This is a genomic window from Streptomyces atratus, assembly GCF_900119365.1.
GTDB classification, from domain to species: Bacteria; Actinomycetota; Actinomycetes; order Streptomycetales; family Streptomycetaceae; genus Streptomyces; species Streptomyces atratus_B.
Genome location: NZ_FPJO01000008.1, coordinates 166248 through 186401, shown reverse-complemented (window position 1 = coordinate 186401; position 20154 = coordinate 166248). Strand labels below are relative to the sequence as shown.

12 protein-coding genes and 1 pseudogene are annotated in these 20154 nt (G+C 67.4%); 5 read left to right on the top strand and 8 right to left on the bottom strand.

Features of this window, described 5'->3' with window-relative positions; genetic code table 11:
* Positions 1 to 199: 199 nt before the first annotated feature.
* The 3 genes from BT364_RS16665 to ngcE all read right to left on the bottom strand — a co-directional run bounded on the left by BT364_RS16665 (position 200) and on the right by ngcE (position 3631).
* Complete coding sequence (locus BT364_RS16665; RefSeq protein WP_072485950.1) at positions 200 to 1117, bottom strand: carbohydrate ABC transporter permease; 918 nt, start codon at positions 1115 to 1117, stop codon at positions 200 to 202.
* A 91-nt stretch (positions 1118 to 1208) separates the two neighbouring features.
* Complete coding sequence (locus BT364_RS16660) at positions 1209 to 2132, bottom strand: carbohydrate ABC transporter permease (RefSeq protein ID WP_072485949.1); 924 nt, start codon at positions 2130 to 2132, stop codon at positions 1209 to 1211.
* Between the two features lie 50 nt (positions 2133 to 2182).
* The gene (gene ngcE, locus BT364_RS16655; protein WP_072485948.1) at positions 2183 to 3631 is read right to left on the bottom strand and encodes an N-acetylglucosamine/diacetylchitobiose ABC transporter substrate-binding protein; all 1449 of its coding nucleotides are present in this window, start codon (positions 3629 to 3631) and stop codon (positions 2183 to 2185) included.
* Between the two features lie 501 nt (positions 3632 to 4132).
* Between ngcE and BT364_RS16650 the strand changes: the two genes are divergently transcribed.
* Positions 4133 to 7978, top strand: coding sequence for a GH92 family glycosyl hydrolase (locus BT364_RS16650; RefSeq protein WP_072486046.1), 3846 nt, complete (start codon positions 4133 to 4135; stop codon positions 7976 to 7978).
* A gap of 90 nt (positions 7979 to 8068) precedes the next feature.
* Here BT364_RS16650 and BT364_RS16645 read toward each other — a convergent pair whose 3' ends face one another.
* The 3 genes from BT364_RS16645 to acnA form a co-directional block, all read right to left on the bottom strand.
* Positions 8069 to 8713: a histidine phosphatase family protein gene (locus tag BT364_RS16645; RefSeq protein WP_072485947.1), complete on the bottom strand. Its 645-nt coding sequence runs from the start codon at positions 8711 to 8713 to the stop codon at positions 8069 to 8071.
* A 193-nt stretch (positions 8714 to 8906) separates the two neighbouring features.
* Positions 8907 to 9854: an aminoglycoside phosphotransferase family protein gene (locus BT364_RS16640; protein ID WP_072486045.1), complete on the bottom strand. Its 948-nt coding sequence runs from the start codon at positions 9852 to 9854 to the stop codon at positions 8907 to 8909.
* Positions 9855 to 10043: 189 nt separating this feature from the next.
* A complete protein-coding gene (acnA, locus tag BT364_RS16635; protein ID WP_072485946.1) occupies positions 10044 to 12764 on the bottom strand; it encodes an aconitate hydratase AcnA in 2721 nt (906 codons plus the stop codon).
* A 373-nt stretch (positions 12765 to 13137) separates the two neighbouring features.
* On the opposite strand from acnA, the pseudogene BT364_RS42265 reads away from it, so the two are divergent.
* Positions 13138 to 13485: pseudogene (locus BT364_RS42265) on the top strand (TnsA-like heteromeric transposase endonuclease subunit); the annotation flags it as partial.
* 124 nt (positions 13486 to 13609) lie between these two features.
* Here the strand turns inward: BT364_RS42265 and BT364_RS16625 are convergent.
* Positions 13610 to 14470, bottom strand: a complete 861-nt coding sequence (locus BT364_RS16625; RefSeq protein ID WP_072486044.1) for a phosphotransferase — start codon at positions 14468 to 14470, stop codon at positions 13610 to 13612.
* Positions 14471 to 14721: 251 nt separating this feature from the next.
* Between BT364_RS16625 and BT364_RS16620 the strand changes: the two genes are divergently transcribed.
* Together BT364_RS16620 and BT364_RS16610 are read left to right on the top strand one after the other, a co-directional pair.
* Positions 14722 to 15330 carry a TnsA-like heteromeric transposase endonuclease subunit gene (locus BT364_RS16620; RefSeq protein ID WP_079179496.1) on the top strand — a complete coding sequence of 203 codons (609 nt, stop codon included), beginning with the start codon at positions 14722 to 14724 and terminating at the stop codon, positions 15328 to 15330.
* Positions 15331 to 16055: 725 nt separating this feature from the next.
* Positions 16056 to 17327 (top strand): MFS transporter, encoded by a 1272-nt coding sequence (locus BT364_RS16610; protein ID WP_177328144.1) that lies wholly within the window; start codon positions 16056 to 16058, stop codon positions 17325 to 17327.
* A gap of 331 nt (positions 17328 to 17658) precedes the next feature.
* On the opposite strand, the gene BT364_RS16605 is transcribed toward BT364_RS16610, so the two are convergent.
* Positions 17659 to 18180: an MFS transporter gene (locus BT364_RS16605; protein ID WP_218172437.1), complete on the bottom strand. Its 522-nt coding sequence runs from the start codon at positions 18178 to 18180 to the stop codon at positions 17659 to 17661.
* A gap of 539 nt (positions 18181 to 18719) precedes the next feature.
* Here BT364_RS16605 and BT364_RS16600 point away from each other — a divergent pair.
* Positions 18720 to 20126 carry an MBL fold metallo-hydrolase gene (locus BT364_RS16600; protein WP_072485945.1) on the top strand — a complete coding sequence of 469 codons (1407 nt, stop codon included), beginning with the start codon at positions 18720 to 18722 and terminating at the stop codon, positions 20124 to 20126.
* Positions 20127 to 20154: the final 28 nt, after the last annotated feature.

Sequence of the window (20154 nt, the reverse complement as noted above, 5' to 3'; positions counted from 1 at the left end):
CTCTCACTCCTACCGTTTTCTCCAACATATGAACTCTAAGCTGAGCGTTTTGCGGTACTCCCCGTCAAGACCTTGAGCAAGCGAAGCCTCGGATGAGCACCCCGGCCGCACCCCGAGCAGCCTCGGAGCACGCAGGAACCGCCCGCCGGCGCGTGGCCGACGGGCGGTTCCTGTGTACGGGGGAAGCGGTGCCGGGCCGCTACTTCACCGCGCCCGCGGTGAGGCCGGCGACGACCTGGCGCTGGAAGATGATGTAGGCCGCGAGGACCGGCAGCATCGCCATCACCAGACCGGCGAAGAGCCCGGACCAGTCGCCCTTGTACCCCTGGCTGTTGGCCAGTTCGACCAGGCCCTGGGAGAGCACCCGGTGGTCCGGCTCCGTGTTGAGGACCTGCGGCAGCATGTACTGGTTCCACTGACCGAGGAAGTTGAAGATACCGACGCTGATCAGGCCGGGCTTCGCCATCGGCAGCATCACCTGGAAGAACGTCCGGGTGTGCGAGGCACCGTCGAGCATCGCGGCTTCCGCCACCGAGCTCGGCAGGGTCCGGAAGAACGAGGTGAGGAAGAAGACGGTGAACGGCAGCGAGTACGCGATGTAGACCATGATCAGTCCGTGGCGCGTGTTCAGCAGGGCCATGTTGTTCATGACGAAGAACAGCGGGACCAGCGCCAGGATGATCGGGAAGCTCATCCCGCCGATGAACATGTAGTAGATGAAGCGGTTGCCGGGGAAGTCGAACCGCGCCAGTACGTACGCCGCCATCGAGCCGAGCAGCAGGGTGCCGACGAGCGAGCAGCCCACCACCACGACCGTGTTGAAGAAGTAGTCGCTCATGTGCGCCTGGCTCCAGGCGCGCGACCAGTTCTCGAAGTGCAGCTTGTCGGGCAGCGCCCACGGCGTCGACAGGATCGAGTCGTCCGTCTTGAACGACGCCATCACCGCCCAGAGCAGCGGCATGACGACCAGGATCGCCCAGATGATCAGCACGCCGTGCGAGAAGACATTGAGGACCTGGCCCTCGCTGCTCTTCTCCTTGGTGGCGGGGGCGGGCGCCTTGACCACCGGGGCCGGGCCGGCGGCCGGGGCGGCGGGCGGGGTGTCAGTCGTCTTCACGTGTACTCACCTCGTACTGTCGAGCCGGACACGGAGGCCGACCTGTGGTGCCTGCTGGGGGTCCGGGGACCGTCTCCCGGGAGTCGCAGCATCAGAACTCCAGCCGATCGCGCCGGCCCAGTCGCATCACGATGGCGGCGAAGGCCATGGTGACGATGAGCAGTCCGACACCGATCGTCGTCGCGTAGCCGGCCTGCCCGTCGCGGAAGGCCGTCTGGTACACGTACAGCGGCAGGACGGTGGTCGAGTAGTCGGGGCCACCGGGGCCCACGGTCATGACCTGCACGGCGGTGAACGCCTCGACGCCGAGGGCCAGGATCCCCATGTAGACCCAGCCCGACTGCACCGTGTCCCAGAGCAGCGGAAGTGTGATCTTGAAGAACGTGGTGAAGCGGTTGGCGCCGTCGAGCAGCGCCGCCTCGTAGAAGTCCTTCGGGATGGACGCCATTCCGGCCGAGAACAGGACGACGAAGAATCCGACCGTCGACCAGACCAGCACCGACATGACACAGACCAGCGCGAGACTGGGGTCGCCCAGCCAGTCCGGCTGGATGGAACCCAGACCGATTCCCTCCAGTGTCGAATTCAGCATCCCGTCACGGGGGTTGAAAGCGAACTGGAAGAGCAGGGCCACGATGACGATCGAGAGCACCTGCGGGAAGAAATAGGCGATCTTGTAGAAACTTGAGCCACGCACGCCGGAGACCGCGGCGTTCTTGCGCCGCCGGCCCCCGACATTGAGCATGAAGGCGAAGAAGAGCGCCAGGCCCAGCGTCACCAGCGGCAGCAGCAGCACGAGCAACACGCTGTGCTGCAACGACTTCCAGAAGATGTCGTCCTTCAGCATCCTCGTGTAGTTGTCGAACCCGACCATCTTGAAGTCCGGGCTCAGGCCGGTCCAGTCCGTGAACGAGTAGTAGATGGACTGGATGAACGGCCAGATGACGAAGACCGCGTACAACGCGAGTGGGAGTACCAAGAATCCCACGATGAAACGGTACTTGCCGTGCTGCATCGTTTACCGACCCCGATCTTTCCGCGGGTGCCGCCGCTGGTGACGGTTGCTCACTGGTGCTTGTAGTGCTTGATGGACTGGTCCTTGGCCGCCGCGTCGGCGAAGGCCTGGATCTTCTTGATGGCTTCCGCCGGGGTCGCGCGGCCGGCCATCATCTCGCCGATACCGGCGACACCGATCTGCTCCTTCTGGAGCTTCACGTACCAGTCCTGCAGGCGCGGGTTCACCACGTTGTCGCCGGCCTTCTTCAGCGCGTCGACACCGGACTGCATGGCGGTCGACAGGGTCAGACCGTCGGTGCCACCGTTGAACGCGCTGAGCGACTTGACCTGCTTGGTGAAGTTCTTCGAGGACTCCTCGGAGAGCATGATGCGCAGCTGCTCCATGCCGCCCTGGGGGTTCTTCGCGTTGGCCGGGACGACGAAGGGCTCGCCGCCGGAGGCCCAGATGGTGCCGAACGGCATCTTGTCGGACGAGTCCAGGCCGGACGGCGCCGCGACCATCATCTTGAAGTCCTTGGGCGTGGTCGGCGCGGCCTCGTTCTCCACCCACGAACCGTTCGGGAGGAAGAGCGCCTTGCCCTTGGTCCACTCGGTCTGCGACTGGATGTGGGTCAGACCGGGGGTGCCCTTGAGGATGTACCCCTTCTTGTACAGCTCGTAGTACGCCTCGAAGGCCGCCTTGACCGCAGGGTCCTTCCAGGCGTTCGGCTCCAGGTTGTCGATCTTGTCGAGAACCTCCCGGCCACCGATCTTGCCGATGAACGGGTAGAGCGAGAACGGCAGGTAGTACGGGTACTTACCGGCGTACGTCCAGCCCGCGATGCCCTGCTTCTTCGCCTTCGCGCAGAGGGCGAGCATGGCGTCCCAGTCCTCCGGGTACTCCGCGTCGAGCTTCTCCAGCGCGGTCTGCGAGTACCAGACGCCGTACACGGTGTACGCGTAGTACATGATCCAGACCGGGTCGCCGTCGAACTGACCCATCTCCAGGACACCGGGGCGCAGCGTGTCGCGGACCTTCTTGCTCGGGTCGTCGATGGACGGGGCGTCCATCAGCGGCGTCAGGTCGAGCAGCTGCTTCTTGCCGACCAGGACACCCATGTCCATCTGCTCGGCGCCGGAGTTGTCGATCAGGTCCGGCGGGGTGCCACCGTTGAAACGGGGCTGCAGCTGCGACTGGATCTTCTGGGTCGCGACGTGCTTGACCTTCGGGGCCTTCGGGAACGCGGCGTTGTACTTCTTCTCCGCGTCGATCGCGTACTGCTGGCCGAAGCCGCCGTCGAAGATGACCACCTCGAGCGGGGCCGTCTCGTTGACGCCGAGCGGGTTGGCCTTGGTGACCTTGCCCTTCTCGACCTTCTTGTCGCTGCCGCTGTCGCCGCTGGCGCACGCCGACAGGAAGCCCATCGCCGGAACGCTGATCAGGCCGAGTGCGGCCGATCGCTTGATCACATCGCGACGGCCAAGGCCCTCATTCTTGTGGGCGGAGGTGGATCCCATGCTCAAGTCCTCGCCTTCTCCAGGACTCAGGCGGTGTGTACCGGTCGCCCGTAGATATTCGCCTCAGGCGAAGGGCCCCGCCACCGCGGTCAGTTGCGCTTGGGTGGTGCTGATTTCAGGCTAGCCATGTGCAGTGGGGGGCTCAGGGGGATCAGGCGTCGGATGCACCCGTCGTGCCGTCCTCGGCCGTTCCCCCTTGTCCCCCTTGCCCGCGTCGCCGAAAAGCTGTGCAGACGCCGACAGGTATAGTCCACTCCCGGCCGACTGAGCAAGATCGAATGCGAGTTTGAACAGCAGTCTTTCCCGAGTTGAGACCTCAGGGATACATGGCCCCCGCACGCTCCTGGTCCGGGTGTAACGATTTCCGCATTCCGGTCGATTCGGCTTGCCATTCACGCCCAACACCCTTGACACATCCCGGCACTTGGCTCCCTACTGGACCTTGCTCATCGCTCTGACAACGTTGTCCAGATGCACTTCCCCCGGGAGGAATGGCTCGACATGCAGCCCCGACATGGTTCTCGTAAGAGACAAAGCCGTACGGCCGCACTGATCGCGGCTTCACTGGTCCTGGTCGTGACCGCCCCCGCCGTGGCCACCGCGCAGCCGCCCGGCGCACACGAAAAGGGCCGGGCCCCTTCGGGGGACCGGACATTCAGCTCGTCCTTCGAAGCGGATGATAAGCAGCCGGACTGGCGCAACACCGTAGAAGAAGGTCCTGACGGAAAGAAGCGGTCATCGGGTGTCGATGGCGGCTTCTCCGCAGGAATACCGGGCAATGTGACCGACAAGGTGACAGACGTCCGTGCCAGTGGTGAGAACACCGGTGGCGGGGAGGTCAAGGAAAACCTGATCGACGGGGAGTCCGGCAGCAAGTGGCTGGCCTTCGAACCCACCGGCTGGATCGAGTTCGATCTCGACGAACCGGTCAAGGTCGTGACATACGCGCTGACTTCGGCCAATGACCATGCCGAGCGCGACCCGAAGGACTGGACCCTCCAGGGCTCCGCCGACGGCAAGGACTGGAAGGACCTCGACTCCCGGACCGGCCAGACCTTCACCGAGCGGTTCCAGACGAAGTCGTACGACTTCACGTCCGACACCGCATACCGGCACTTCCGCCTGCAGATCACGAAGAACAACGGCGCCTTGAACGCCACCCAGCTCGCCGACGTCCAGTTCTCCGACGGCGACACCTCCACCCCGGCCCCCGAAGAGATGCGCAGCCAGACCGACCGCGGCCCCTCCGGCTCCCCCACCGCGAAGGCTGGCGCGGGCTTCAGCGGCAAGAAGGCCCTGCGGTACGCCGGTACGCACAAGGCGGACGGCCGGGCGTACTCGTACAACAAGGTCTTCGATGTGAACACGGCTGTCACCCGTGACACCTCACTGTCCTATCTGGTCTATCCCCAGATGGGCGAGACCGACCTCTCCTACCCCGCGACGCATGTCGCGGTGGACCTGGCGTTCACGGACGGCACGTATCTGAGCGAGCTGGGGGCCACCGACAGCAACGGCGGCCTGCTGACCCCGCAGGGCCAGGCCGATGCCAAGCGGCTGTACGTCAACCAGTGGAACAAGGTCGAGTCGACGATCGGCACGGTCGCGGCGGGCAGGACCGTGGACCGGATCCTGGTGGCGTACGACTCCCCCAAGGGCACGGCGAAGTTCCAGGGCTGGATCGACGACATCGAGATCGCCCCGAAGACGCCCGAGAAGCGCCGCTCCCACCTCTCGGACTACGCGTCGACAGTCCGCGGCACCAACTCCAGCGGCGGTTTCTCCCGGGGCAACAACTTCCCCGCCACTGCGGTCCCCAACGGCTTCAACTTCTGGACCCCGGTCACCAACGCCGGGTCCACGAGCTGGCTGTACGACTACGCGCGGGGCAACAACGACGACAATCTGCCCACCCTCCAGGCCTTCAGCGCCAGCCATGAGCCGAGCCCCTGGATGGGCGACCGGCAGACCTTCCAGCTGATGCCGTCGGCGGCCCCCGGCACCCCGGACGCCTCCCGCAAGGCGCGTGCGCTGCCGTTCCACCACGAGAACGAGACGGCGAGGCCGCACTACTACGGTGTGACCTTCGACAACGGTCTCAAGGCCGAGATGACACCGTCCGACCACGCGGCCCGGATGCGGTTCACCTACCCCGGTGGCGACGCGAGCATCGTCTTCGACAACGTCTCCAACGACGGCGGGCTCACCCTCGACCCGGGGACCAGTTCCTTCACCGGCTTCTCCGACGTCAAGAGCGGCGGCTCGACCGGCGCCACCCGCCTCTTCGTGTACGGCGTCTTCGACGCCCCGGTCACCGCGAGCGGCAAGCTGTCCGGCGGCGGTGGCGACGACGTCACGGGCTACCTCCGCTTCGACGCCGGCAAGGACCGCACGGTCGAACTGCGCCTGGCGACCTCGCTGATCAGCATCGACCAGGCGAAGCAGAACCTCGCCGCCGAGATCCCCGCCTCCCGCTCCTTCGGCCGCGTCGAGGACCGGGCGCAGCGGGCCTGGGACGACATCCTGGGCAAGGTGGAGGTCGAGGGTGCCACGGCCGATCAGCTGACCACCCTCTACTCCAGCCTGTACCGGCTGTACCTGTACCCGAACTCGGGCTTCGAGAAGGTCGGCGGCAAGGACAAGTACGCCAGCCCGTTCTCCCCACAGGTCGGCTCCGACACCCCGACGCACACCGGGGCGAAGATCGTCGACGGCAGGGTGTACGTCAACAACGGCTTCTGGGACACCTACCGGACGACGTGGCCCGCGTACTCCCTCCTCACTCCGGACAGGGCCGGCGAGATGGTGGACGGCTTCGTCCAGCAGTACAAGGACGGCGGCTGGATCTCCCGCTGGTCCTCCCCCGGCTACTCCGACCTGATGACCGGCACCTCCTCGGACGTCGCGTTCGCGGACGCCTACGTCAAGGGCGTGAGGTTCGACGCGGAGGCGGCGTACGACGCGGCGCTGAAGAACGCCACGGCCCTCCCGCCGTCCTCGGGCGTCGGCCGCAAGGGCATGGCGACGTCCCCCTTCGTCGGCTACGCCGACACCTCGACGCACGAGGGACTTTCCTGGTCGCTGGAGGGCTACCTCAACGACTACGGCATCGCGCGGATGGGCGAGGCTCTCTACGAGAAGACGAAGAAGGCCCGGTACAAGGAGGAGTCCGAGTACTTCCTCAACCGCGCCCGCAACTACGTCCAGCTCTTCGACGACAAGGCCGGCTTCTTCCAGGGCAAGGACGCCGAGGGCGACTGGCGGCTCCCCTCGGAGAAGTACGACCCCCGCGTCTGGGGCTACGACTACACCGAGACGAACGGCTGGGGCTACGCGTTCACGGCCCCGCAGGACAGCCGCGGTCTGGCGAATCTGTACGGCGGGCGCGAGGGCCTGGCGAAAAAGCTCGACACGTACTTCGCCACGCCGGAGACGGCCGGTCCCGAGTTCGTCGGCTCGTACGGCGGTGTCATCCACGAGATGACGGAGGCGCGTGACGTACGGATGGGGCAGTACGGCCACAGCAACCAGGTCGCGCACCATGTCACGTACATGTACGACGCGGCCTCGCAGCCGTGGAAGACGCAGGAGAAGGTCCGCGAGGTCCTGAGCCGGCTCTACACCGGCAGCGACATCGGCCAGGGCTACCACGGCGACGAGGACAACGGCGAGCAGTCGGCCTGGTACCTCTTCTCCTCGCTCGGCTTCTACCCGCTGGTCATGGGCAGTGGCGACTACACGATCGGCTCCCCGCTCTTCAAGAAGACCACCGTCCATCTGGAGAACGGGCACGACCTGGTGGTCAGAGCGCCGAAGAACAGCGCGAAGAACATCTATGTGCAGGGTCTGAGGGTCAACGGCAAGAAGTGGACCTCGACTTCGCTGCCGCACGACCTGCTGGCCAGGGGCGGGGTGCTGGACTTCGACATGGGCCCGAAGCCGTCGTCGTGGGGCACGGGCAAGGACGCGGCGCCGACCTCGATCACCACGGACGACAAGGTGGCGTCGCCGCGGGCGGACGTGATCAAGGGCGAGGGTGCCCTGTTCGACGACACGTCGGCCACCTCGGCGAAGGTCGCCACGGTGGACCTGCCGGTCGACCCGGCCACGGAGGCGGTCCAGTACACACTGACGTCGGACAAGGCCGCCGGGGCCCCGGCCGGCTGGGTCCTCCAGGGTTCGTCGGACGGCACCACGTGGAAGGACCTCGACAAGCGGTCGGCCGAGTCCTTCGCCTGGGACAAGCAGACGAGGGTGTTCTCGGTGGGCGAGCCCGGCTCGTACGGGCACTACCGCCTGGTGTTCGCCGGTGAAGGCACGCTGGCGGAGCTGGAGTTGCTCTCCTGACCCGCTGTTCCACCTGTGTCATGCCGACGGCCGGTACCCCGCCCCGGGGTGCCGGCCGTCGGTCCGCTCACGGGGCGGCGTGGCTCCCGCTCAGTCGTGTTCGGGGGTCTCCGGAACGGCCTGGGGGAGCAGGCTCTCGGGCAATGTCACATTCCATGCCGTGATGACCGGCTTGCCGTGCTCGGTGCCGAGCCGGGAGACGGCGCCCGTGGCGAGCTGGAACAGTGTGCCCTCGGCCGGGGTCAGACCGAGGTAACGGGCGGTGAGCACGCGCAGGAAGTGGGAGTGGGCGACGAGCGCGATGTCCTCGTCCGCGTCATGGCTCGCCGCCTCCGCGACCTCGGCCAGCACCCGGTCGGCGCGGGCGCCGACCTCGGCGGGGGTTTCACCGGGGTGCGCCTCGGGGCCGGTGGCGACTCCGTCGGTCCAGAGGTTCCACTCGGGGCGGGTGCGGCGGATCTCGTCGGTGGTCACCCCTTCGTAGCCGCCGTAGTCCCATTCACGCAGCTCGGGCGCGATGCGGGGGGCGGCGAGCCCGGCGAGCTCGGCGGTGCGCCGGGCGCGTACGGCGGGGCTGACGAGGGTGAGCGCGATCCGCCGGTCGGTGAGCAGGGGCGCCAGTGCGCGGGCCTGTCGCTCCCCGAAGGGGGTCAGGGGCAGATCGGTGTAGCTCGTGTGCTGCCCGGACCTCGACCACTCCGTCTCGCCGTGCCGGATCAGGATCAGCTCACCCATGGGTGTCATCCGCTCTCTGTGCTGTTCGTTCCGCGTGGTCCGCAGATCTGTGAACCCGCTCGGCCACCATCGCATTCCGCACGCCCACGACGAGGTGGGCGGTGGCCCGTTTCCGGGCACGGCAGTCGCATGGTCCGCGACATTCCGTCCAATGCCCCAGCCGGACGGACCGACCGGCCGGGGACGCGAACGGTCACACGGCGTGCTGCTCCCGGCTGTTGCCGCCGGATCCGCCGCCGGATCCGCCGCCGGATTCGCCGTCGGTGAGGACTTCGCGGATGACGTGCCGGGCGATCGCGGCCATGGCCGGGTTCGACTCCCGGTAGTAGCGCAGTTCGCCGAGCGCGGTCGACAGCGCCCAGCCCCGGCCCCGCGCCCAGGCCGCGTCATCGGCGTGCACTGCGGTACGGAAGGTTCCGCGCGCGTGCGCCGGCAGCAGGTACCACGCCGCGATCAGGTCGACGGCGGCATCGCCCAGCCCCATGCAGCCGAAGTCGATGACGGCGCTGAGCCGTCCGTTCGCGAGCAGCAGGTTGCCGGGTTGCAGATCCGCGTGGATCCAGACGGCCGGACCGGTCGGGGCGCAGGCGCTCAGCGCCGCCTCCCACACGGCGAGCGCCGCGCCGGTGTCCACCGCCTCGTGCAGCTCCGCGAGCGCGGCGCGCGTCGAGGCGTCGCGGGCCGCCAGGGGCTCGCTGCGGAAGGAGGGCGGCGCGCCGGCGGGATCGATCCGGTGCAGCGCGGTGACGAAGTCCGCCAGGTCCGTTGCGAACAGGCCGGGTTCGGCCAGTTGTCCGACCACCGGGTTCGCGCCGTCGAGCCACCGGAAGACGGACCAGTGCCACGGATAGTCCTCCGCGGGCACACCCCTGCCCAGCGGTACGGGGATCGCGGCGGGCAGCCGGGGGGCGAGCCGGGGCAGCCAGCGCTGCTCCATGTCCACCTCACCGGCCGTCCCCGCCGTACGGGGCAGTCGCACCACCAGGTCCTCGCCGAGCCGGTACATGGCGTGGGACGTGCCCACGGGGACGACCGGTTCGACGGGCAGTCCGGCCCAGTCCGGGAACTGCGAGGCGATCAGCCGGTGTACGAGGGATTCGGTGAAGTCCGGTTCGTCGGCGTGCATCTTGCCCGGCCGCATGAGCGCCCTCCGGGGGTCGGGGTGGCGACGGTTGTCGGCCGGGTTCATACGACCGGTCCGAGCCCTCACCGGTCAACTCCTTTCCGGAGCGAGAAGCCCGGCTCCGAGAACACCGGGCGAGCGGGTACGGGAAAGGGCCGCACCCCTTCGTCCTGCGAAGAGGTGCGGCCCGCTGCCCTGCCGGATCGGCTACTTGCGGATCAGGCTGCGGAGCACGTACTGCATGATGCCGCCGTTGCGGTAGTAGTCCGCCTCACCGGGGGTGTCGATGCGGACGACCGCGTCGAACTCCACACCGGTGTCGGTGGTCACCTTGACCGTGCGCGGCGTGGTGCCGTTGTTCAGCTCGGTCACGCCGGTGAAGGAGAAGGTCTCCTCACCGGTCAGGCCGAGGGCCTCGGCGCTCGCGCCCTCCGGGAACTGGAGCGGGAGGACGCCCATGCCGATGAGGTTCGAGCGGTGGATGCGCTCGTAGGACTCGGCGATGACGGCCTTGACGCCGAGGAGCGCGGTGCCCTTGGCGGCCCAGTCGCGGGACGAACCGGAGCCGTACTCCTTGCCCGCCAGGATGACCAGCGGGGTGCCGGCGGCCTGGTAGTTCTGCGAGGCGTCGTAGATGAACGACACCGGAGCACCTTCATCGGACCGGGTGAAGTCGCGGGTGAAGCCACCCTCGGTGCCCGGGGCGATCTGGTTGCGCAGGCGGATGTTGGCGAAGGTGCCGCGGATCATGACCTCGTGGTTGCCTCGGCGCGAGCCGTAGGAGTTGAAGTCACGACGCTCGACACCGTGCTCCGTGAGGTACTTGCCGGCCGGGGTGTCGGCCTTGATCGCACCGGCCGGGGAGATGTGGTCGGTGGTGACCGAGTCGCCCAGCTTGGCGAGCACCCGGGCGCCGGTGATGTCCTCGACCGGGGTCGTCTCCATCGTCATGCCCTCGAAGTACGGGGGCTTGCGCACGTAGGTGGACTGCGGGTCCCACTCGAAGGTGTTGCCGGTCGGGATCGCCAGCGCCTGCCACTGGGCGTCGCCCGCGAAGACGTCCTGGTAGGACTTGTTGAACATGTCCTCGCCGATGGCGTTGGCGACGACGTCGTTCACCTCGGCCTCGGTGGGCCAGATGTCGCTGAGGTAGACCGGCTTGCCGTCCTGGTCGATGCCCAGGGCGTCCTTGGTGATGTCCACCTTCATCGAACCGGCGATGGCGTACGCGACGACCAGCGGCGGGGACGCCAGGTAGTTCATCTTGACGTCGGGGTTGATCCGGCCCTCGAAGTTACGGTTGCCGGAGAGCACCGAGGTCACGGCCAGGTCGTGCTCGTTGACGGCCTTGGAGACCTCCTCCGGCAGCGGGCCGGAGTTGCCGATGCAGGTGGTGCAGCCGTAGCCGACGAGGTTGAAGCCGACCTTGTCGAGGTACGGGGTCAGGCCCGCCTTGTCGAAGTAGTCGGTGACGACCTTCGAGCCCGGGGCGAGGGTGGTCTTGACCCACGGCTTGCGGGTCAGGCCCTTCTCGACCGCCTTCTTCGCCACGAGCGCCGCGGCGACCATGACGTACGGGTTCGAGGTGTTGGTGCAGGAGGTGATCGCGGCGACGGTGACGGCGCCGTGGTCGATCTCGTACGTGGTGCCGTCGGGGGCCGTGACCGTGGTCGGGTTCGTCGGGACGCCGTTGTGGGCGGCCGGGGAGTCGGAGGCCGGGAAGGACTCCTTGCCCGACTCCTCGTCGTCCGAGACGTAGTTGCGCACGTCCTGGGCGAACTGCTCCTTGGCGTTCGCGAGGATGATGCGGTCCTGCGGGCGCTTCGGGCCGGCGATCGACGGGACGACCGTCGAGAGGTCCAGCTCCAGCTTCTCGGAGAAGTCCGGCTCGGCGGCCGGGTCGAGCCAGAGGCCCTGCTCCTTGGCGTACGCCTCGACGAGCGCGACCTGCTGCTCGTCACGGCCGGTCAGGCGCAGGTACTTCAGCGTCTCGTCGTCGATCGGGAAGATCGCGGCGGTGGAGCCGAACTCCGGCGACATGTTGCCGATGGTGGCACGGTTCGCGAGGGAGGTGGCGGCGACGCCCTCACCGTAGAACTCGACGAACTTGCCGACGACACCGTGCTTGCGGAGCATCTCGGTGATGGTCAGCACCAGGTCGGTGGCGGTGGTGCCGGCCGGGAGCTCGCCGGTCAGCTTGAAGCCGACGACGCGCGGGATGAGCATGGAGACCGGCTGGCCGAGCATCGCGGCCTCGGCCTCGATGCCGCCGACGCCCCAGCCCAGCACACCGAGGCCGTTGACCATGGTGGTGTGGGAGTCGGTGCCGACGAGGGTGTCGGGGTAGGCCTGGCCGCCCCGGACCATGACCGTACGGGCCAGGTGCTCGATGTTGACCTGGTGGACGATGCCGGTGCCCGGGGGGACGACCTTGAACTCGTCGAAGGCGGTCTGGCCCCAGCGCAGGAACTGGTAGCGCTCCTTGTTGCGGCCGTACTCCAGCTCGACGTTCTGCGCGAACGCGTCGTTGGTGCCGAACTTGTCGGCGATGACGGAGTGGTCGATGACCAGCTCGGCCGGGGCGAGCGGATTGATCTTGGCCGGGTCGCCGCCCAGCTCCTTGACGGCCTCACGCATGGTGGCGAGGTCCACGACGCACGGCACACCGGTGAAGTCCTGCATGATCACGCGGGCCGGCGTGAACTGGATCTCCTGGCTGGGCTGCGCCTGGGAGTCCCAGCCGCCGAGCGCCCGGATGTGGTCGGCGGTGATGTTCGCGCCGTCCTCGGTGCGGAGCAGGTTCTCCAGCAGCACCTTCAGGCTGTAGGGGAGGCGCGCGGAGCCCTCGACCTTGTCCAGCTTGAAGATCTCGTACGACTCGTCGCCCACGCGCAGCGTGCTGCGGGCGTCGAAGCTGTTCGCCGACACGACAGTCTCCTTCATCAATGTGCGCGTACTCCGCGCCGCGCCTCATTTGGCCGGGCGCCGCGTGGTGCCGCCTACGGCCCCTCGACCATCCGCTAAGGTAAGGCTTAGTTAGGTAACCCTTACTGGCTGGCGGACTGCGGTGCGCCTTCGGCATATATCTCGATGTCGAGATAACTCTAGTACATCACCGTCGCACGGTCATGCGCGGGCGCCACTGACCTCTCGCAGCGAAGGTTGAGCATTGTCAGCGAAGTCTGGTGACCGCTGGGTTTTCTCAGCGAAGGTTGAGTGGCCGCAGAGGCCGGGGCGTCTGGGGAGACGGTGGGGGGACCCGTTACACGCGTACGGCGATCAAGCACTCAGCGCCTTCGACCTGGACTTCTTGGACGGCGGACAACGCCGCCGCACCGCTTTGGGTGCCGGATGGAACGTCCGCTTCGAGGATGTGCCACCGGTACGCGGGTTCCGCTGGAACAAGGGCAGTCGCAGTTTCCCCGGTTGGTACTACGCGGTGACCACCCGCGATCACGTGGGCTACGAGTCGTGGCTGGAACGGGACCGGCTGATCCTTTTGGACTTCGACCCGGACGTGGTGGGGATCGCCTCCCAGCCGTTCTGGTTGCACTGGCGCGACGGCGGCGCGAAGCGACGGCACGCGCCTGACTACTTCGTACGGCTGGCCGACGGTCGCGCCCGGATCGTCGACGTCCGCGCCGAGGACTGCCACGTTTGTTGGCACCGGCGCCATGGTTCAGCGCGGCAGCGAGGCCGGCGCGCATGGGGTTGCAACGGCGACAGTCTCGTCGCTTGGTTCGTTGCCGCTTTCACGTGACCTTCGGCGATTTCTACAGACCATCCAGTCGCCTGGTCACTGTGTCGAGTGTCGGCCAAGGAGGACCCTCGCGCAGCAAGCGCAGGAGTTCCTCTCCGAATCGCCTCCCATTCGGAAACTGGTCGCCAAGCTCCCAACGCCACGCGGCGACCATCGCGATAACGAGCTGCCGACACTCGTCCAGCAGCCCTTGGTCAACGCTTGGGTAGTGCTCGCAGACCGCCTCGGGAACATGGGCGAGATCGAACTCGACGGGTCCACGGCAGCACGTCTCAAGGTCGATGAACAACGGGCCGTTCTTCGTGCTGAGCACATTGCCTGGATGCGGCTCGCCGTGGAGCAGCTGCTCCACGGCGCCGCGGTCGTCGATCGCTCGTCGCAGGCTTGCCAGCCTGCCGCTGAGGAACACGCGGTCCGCGTCGGTGAGCTCCGGCGAGCGATCCGGGTCGGCGACAACTTCTTCCGCCTCCGTGATCCGGTCCGTGAACCTCGGGCTCGGCACATCGACCTTGCGCATGTCGGCGTGCAGCTGCTCCAGCGCCTTGGCGTAGTCGACTGGTGAGGTGTGAGGTGTCACGGGCTCGTAGTAGGTCCACAGCGTCACTGCGAAGCCATCGCGCGTGTACACACGCGGGTCCGCCCGAGGCTCCAAGGGACACACCGGGCATCCGATCTCGGTGAGCCGCTGAGCGAGATCGACTTCGAACTGTGCAACCTCTTGTCCCACAGGGGCGACCCGGGCAAAGACGTCGCATGGCGTCAGCCGCAGTGCCAGCTTGTTCGAGTTGTGGAGAACGATTGCATCGTTGGCTGGCAGGTCGAGCGATGCGGCGACCGAAGTCGCAGCCGCGATCGCACGCGTGACGTCGGTCATATCCACCCTCGAATCTTGGCATAGATGAGCGAGGGCGATGCCAACCAGCGTGGCCAGGTGCCAACTGTCGTGGCTCGGCACACCAGCGGAGATCGATCACTCAACCTTCGCTGAGAATCGCTCAACCTTCACTGCAACAGGTCAGCCACTGACCGCTGTCATCCAATCGAGGCGTTTGACAGCGAACCCAGTCGTTTCGGCTTCCTTGCCAGCGAACCCAGTCGTACGAGGTGTCGCGCTGGGGGTGCTGGATGGCCGTACCGGTCGGGGTGGATCTCGCGGAGCCGTACGTCGAGCTGTCGTACGTGGATGCTGTACGCGAGCGTCGGCGGCGTCCGCTGCTGGACTGTGTGACGGCCCGGTTCGAGGACGTGGCCGCCGTACGGCCGTTTCGCTGGGCGCGCGGTGAGCGTCACTTCTCCGGCTGGTACTGGGCGGCAACGACCGGGCAGCACGTCGGTTTCGAATCGTGGCTGGAGCGGGACCGGCTTCTGCTGATGGACTTCGATCCCGAGGTGGCGGGAATCGCCTCGCAACCGTTCTGGCTGCACTGGCACGACGGCGAGCGGGAGCGTCGGCACGCTCCGGACTACTTCGTACGCCGCACGGACGGCTCGGCGGTGGTCGTCGATGTCCGCGCCGATGAACGGATCGAGCCGAAGGACGCGGAAGCGCTCGAGGTCACCCGCCTGGCCTGCGGCCAGGCAGGACGGGGCTTCGAGCGGGTCGGGGTGCCGGATGCGGTGCTTCTGGCGAATGTTCGGTGGCTGTCGCGCTACCGGCACCCGCGGTGCCTGCACGGACCGGTCGTGAACCGGCTCCGGGCAGGACGGACACGGAAGAACCGAAGCTCTACGTGAACCCGCTGGGGCGACACATCAGATCCAGCCCCGGAGCGGCGGGGGCCCCGCCAGGACGCTGCTCGTGCTTCGACCAGTCCAGGCCGCACCCGCGAGCCCGCGTCGGATTCCACACCGAACGGCAGGAGACCTCTGCCCCGGGCTGGCAACACCTGCTGGAGCTGGTCGATGAGGCCGCCGCCGACGGGCGCGAAGAGTTCCGCCCCCTCACCGAGCTGAGCCCGGAAGAGCGGCGGCAGGTAATCACCCTGCCGCCGAGCATCGCCAGGCTGACAGCGGTCAAACACCTGGTGCTCTACGGCAGCAACGTGGTCCGCATCCCCCGCCCGAGATCGGATCCATCACCAGCCTGGAGGACTTCACCCCATACACCTCATACCGACTTCACTGGTTCCCCTACGAGATCACCCGATTGAGAGCCGAAGCTCAGAATGAGAGTGCGGACCCCAACCTGGTAGTGCACTTTCATAGTGTGAACCCCTAGATGAGAGTGATGGGGTCGCCTTCGGGGGGTGCGCGCGTGTCGCCACGGCGACTAGCGCTGGTCACGGCTCCTCGGGCGGGCGAGGCGTTCGAGCGAGCTGATGCGCAGCTCCTCGCACGGCGCGGTCCGGCGTTCATCTCCGTCGACGACACGCGTCTTGGTCCCCGCCGACGCATCGTCATCTCGGCGGCGGAGGTCCAACACTAATGATCACCGGAGTCACCAGGGGGGAGCCCGCAGCATGACCGGCACCACGGAGGCCCTTGGCGGATCGGCTGCAGTCGACGATGCAGCACGAAGCGTCACGCGCCCCTTCTACGTATACGCCGTGCTCGCCAACACGCTGTTCCAGCGCGGCGTATTCGTCCTCTTCCTTTATCAGCGAGGCTTCTCCGCCGGGCAAGTGGCCCTACTGCAGACACTGCTCTACCTGGTCAGCGGGCTTGCGGAGTTGCCGACGGGAGTCATCGCCGACCGAATCGGCAGGCGTGCCAGCATCGTGATCGGCCAGGTGCTGATAGCTGGATGTCTGCTCGGTCAGGTGGCGTTCTCCAACTACTGGGTGTTCCTGGCGCTGTTCATCGGGCAGGGCGTGGGCATGGCATGTGTGTCCGGTTCGGACACCGCCCTGCTGTACGACCTGCTCGTGCGTCGTGGTGCAACGGCCAGCTACGTCAAGATCAAGTCCCGGTTCACCATGCTCGGGACGGTCGCCTCGGGAGCCGCCATCGTCTTCGGCGGCCAACTGCAGCAGATTTCCTGGGGAGTCGTCTACGTCGGTTCGGCGGCGTGCCTCGTCCTGGCCGTGGTGGTGCTGATGTCACGGGTGCCCGAGATCCGCGGCGCGGACGCGGTGGACGAGCAGGACGGAGCCGAGGAGGAGCACGGCGACGCCACAGCATGGCGGGCGATGCTTCGGGTCGCCACGCCGGCGCTCGTGACGCTTGTCGTGGTGTCCGGATTGATGCATGCGACTTTGACGCCGTACATCATTTTTACGCAGAAGACCCTCTCCGATCAGGGAGCGGGCACCGCATTGGTCGGCGTGGTCATATCGGCGGGATTCTTCGCCGGCGGGCTCCCTCCATTGCTGTCGGACCGCGCGGACCGGCGCATCGGGTATCGGGTCATCGTCCCGGTGTCTCTCCTGACGCTCGCCGTGGCGCTCGGCCTGAGCGGCCTCGGCCTTGTCTGGGTCACCATCGCCGCGTTCCTGGCCCTGGTCGGAATTCCCGAGATCACCGCCGTGATCGTGGACAACGTGTTCAACGAGGCCGTGCCGTCGCGCCACCGGGCGAGCCTGCTGTCGATGATCGCATTCGTGGAGTCGGCGCTCATCGGCATCGGCTATCTCGTCCTCGGCGCGCTCATGGACGGGTTCGGCTCCAGTGTGGGCATGGCCACCTACGCCGCGGTCCCCCTGCTGGCATGTCTCCTGTGGCTCCCGGTGCTCTTCCGAGGAGCACGGGTGACCACCGAGATCGAGAAGCCCGCCGACCAAAAGGCATCCTGAAACAGACCATCTCGAGCAACGCCCCTGCCCGATGGCGGGGGCGTCGAAAATGGCCCCTCGAATGGAGCCGGTGCGGAAACGTAGCCGGAAGGGAGTGGCGTGGACGGGCTGGACACGTTGCTGGTCGCTGCCTGCCCGGTGCTGGAGTGGCAGGCCATCGTCCACGACAACAGCGTCGGCGTGATGGCGATCTGAGCTCACACGCAGCGAGAACCCCCTGGTCAGCTCCACTCTCATTTCCCATGCCCCAGAATGGCCTCGATTAGATGTTCATCAAATCAACAGTCGCCAGGTCAGAGGGCATGTCAAGTCTCATCTTCAGCGGCGGCTCTCACCGATGCCGGGCGGTGACGCCGACGGCGGTGTAGCCCGCAGCCTCGTTCAGGCCGGTGGCCAGGCCTCGACGCGAGGGGCCGACGAGGTCGATCTTCATGTTGACCGTCATCAACCAGGTCAGGCCCCGATTGAGGCCGAGCAGCACATTCGCGGCGACGATCCAGCCCCAGGACGGCGCCCAGGCGAGGGCGAAGGGTACGGGGATGCCGATCAGCCAGCCGGCGACGAGCAGCTGTTTGCGGCGGAATCCGGCTGTCAGGGCTCCGGCAGCCAGGTTGGTCATCGCTTTGGCGAGGCCGAAGGCAATGATGAAGGAGAAGACGGCCAGGTCGCTGGTCAGGCCGAAGGTGTCGGTGCCGATGAGCGGAACGGTGGTTCGCTCCAGGCCCACCAGGCCGCCTACGGCGACGTTGACGACGACGAGCAGGGAGAACTGAGGCCAGTTCTCCCGCAGGCCGAGGCGGACCGGACGCCCGGAGGCGTCGGTCGGCGTGGTGGCTGCGAGCGTGGTGTTCACGAGCGGAGTCCTCCGTTGCGTGGCGAGCAGAGGCAGAAACGCGGGCGCCGGGCAGAGGGCCCGGCTCCGTGGGCGGGCGGACCCGCTGGACGCACCTCGGCCAAGCCGCCACGCGCCGCTCCAGTGCGGCATCCCACGTGGTCTTGTTCTGCCGGGAGGCACAGACCTGCAGTTCAAAATACCCCTGCGGGTATCCACAGGCGAGCATCGAGGTGTGCACTCCACTGTGACTCTGGATACCCATAGGGGTATTTGACTTCCCCGCGGGAGTCGACTTACGGTCAAGTGCGTAAATACCCGAGGGGGTATCGAGAAGGGATATACCCCGATGCGTGAAACAGGTCTGGACGCCGCCTTCGTCGCGGGCGGCACGCGGGCTGGGTCCGCACCGGTCGTCCGCTCGTGCGCGGCTCCGACGTGCACGCCGCCTGAACACCCTGGCCCAGGACGGGTCCCGTCACGCCGGGCGTGCAACAGCCCAGCGGCCCAACACCCTCGCACCCACCTCGGGGTGCGCACTCCTCAATGAAGGGATTGCCGTGTTCTTCAACCAGTACTACCTCGACTGCCTCTCCCAGGCGTCGTACATGATTGCCGACGAGCGCACGGGCCAGGCGGTGGTCGTCGACCCGCGCAGGGACGTCTCCGAGTACCTGGCCGACGCCGCCGCGCACGGCTTCACGGTGGTCGGCGTGATCAACACGCACTTCCATGCGGACTTCGTCGCCGGCCACCTGGAGATGGCGGACGAGACCGGCGCCTGGATCGCTTACGGCCGGCGGGCCGAGACCGAGTACCCGGTCCGCACGCTCGCCGAGGGCGAGCGGATCTCCCTCGGTGACGTCACCCTGGAGATCATGGAGACGCCCGGGCACACCCCCGAGTCCATCAGCGTCCTCGTGTACGAGCACGCCGACGACTCCGTCCCGTACGGCGTCCTCACCGGCGACGCGCTGTTCATCGGCGATGTCGGACGCCCCGACCTGCTCGCGTCCATCGGCGTCACCGCCGAGGAGCTCGGCGCGATGCTCCACGACAGCGTCCAGAACAAGCTGATGGGCCTTGCCGACGAGGTGCGGGTCTTCCCCGCGCACGGTGCCGGCTCCGCCTGCGGCAAGAACCTCTCGACCGAGAAGCAGTCGACCATCGGCGAGCAGCGCGCCACCAACTACGCCTGCGCTCCGATGGGACGCGAGGAGTTCGTCGCGCTCGTCACCGCCGGCCAGTCCGCGGCGCCCGGCTACTTCGCCTACGACGCCGAACTGAACCGCAAGGACCGCGCCAGGTACGACGCCTCGGCGGCCCCTCGGCCGCTGACGCCGGCCGAGTTCACCGAGCTGCGTGACGCGGGAGCTGTCGTCGTGGACGCCCGCGACCCGCAGGAGTTCGCCGCCGGACACCTGCGCGGCGCGGTGAACGTACCCGCGGACGGGCGTTTCGCCGAACAGGCGGGCACCGTCCTCGACCCGGCCGACGAGCTGGTCGTCATGGCGCCGCAGAACCGGGAGGAGGAAGTCGTCACCCGTCTCGCCCGGATCGGTTTCGATCACGCTGTCGGTTACCTGCGCAACCCCGACGACGCACTGGAAACGCTGGCCGACGAGGTCACCCCCGCCAGCCGTCTGACCGCCGCGCACCTGCGCACCGCCCTCACCGGCGGCACCCCTCCCCTCGTCGTGGACGTCCGCACCTGCGGCGAACGCGAGGCGAACGGCTTCATCGAGTCGGCCCTGCACATCCCGCTCAGCGAGCTGCCGCAGCGCTCCGACGAGCTGCCCGCCGACCGGCCCCTGGTCCTGCACTGCGCCGGCGGCCACCGCTCCTCGATCGCAGCGAGCCTGCTGCGCCACCGCGGATTCCAGGACGTCTCCGACATCCTCGGCGGATACGCCGCCTGGGCGCTGTCACCGGAGTCGACCGAAGCCGTCGAGATCGTCGGCGCCTGACCGCCCCAGCCCCACCCCTCACTCACCC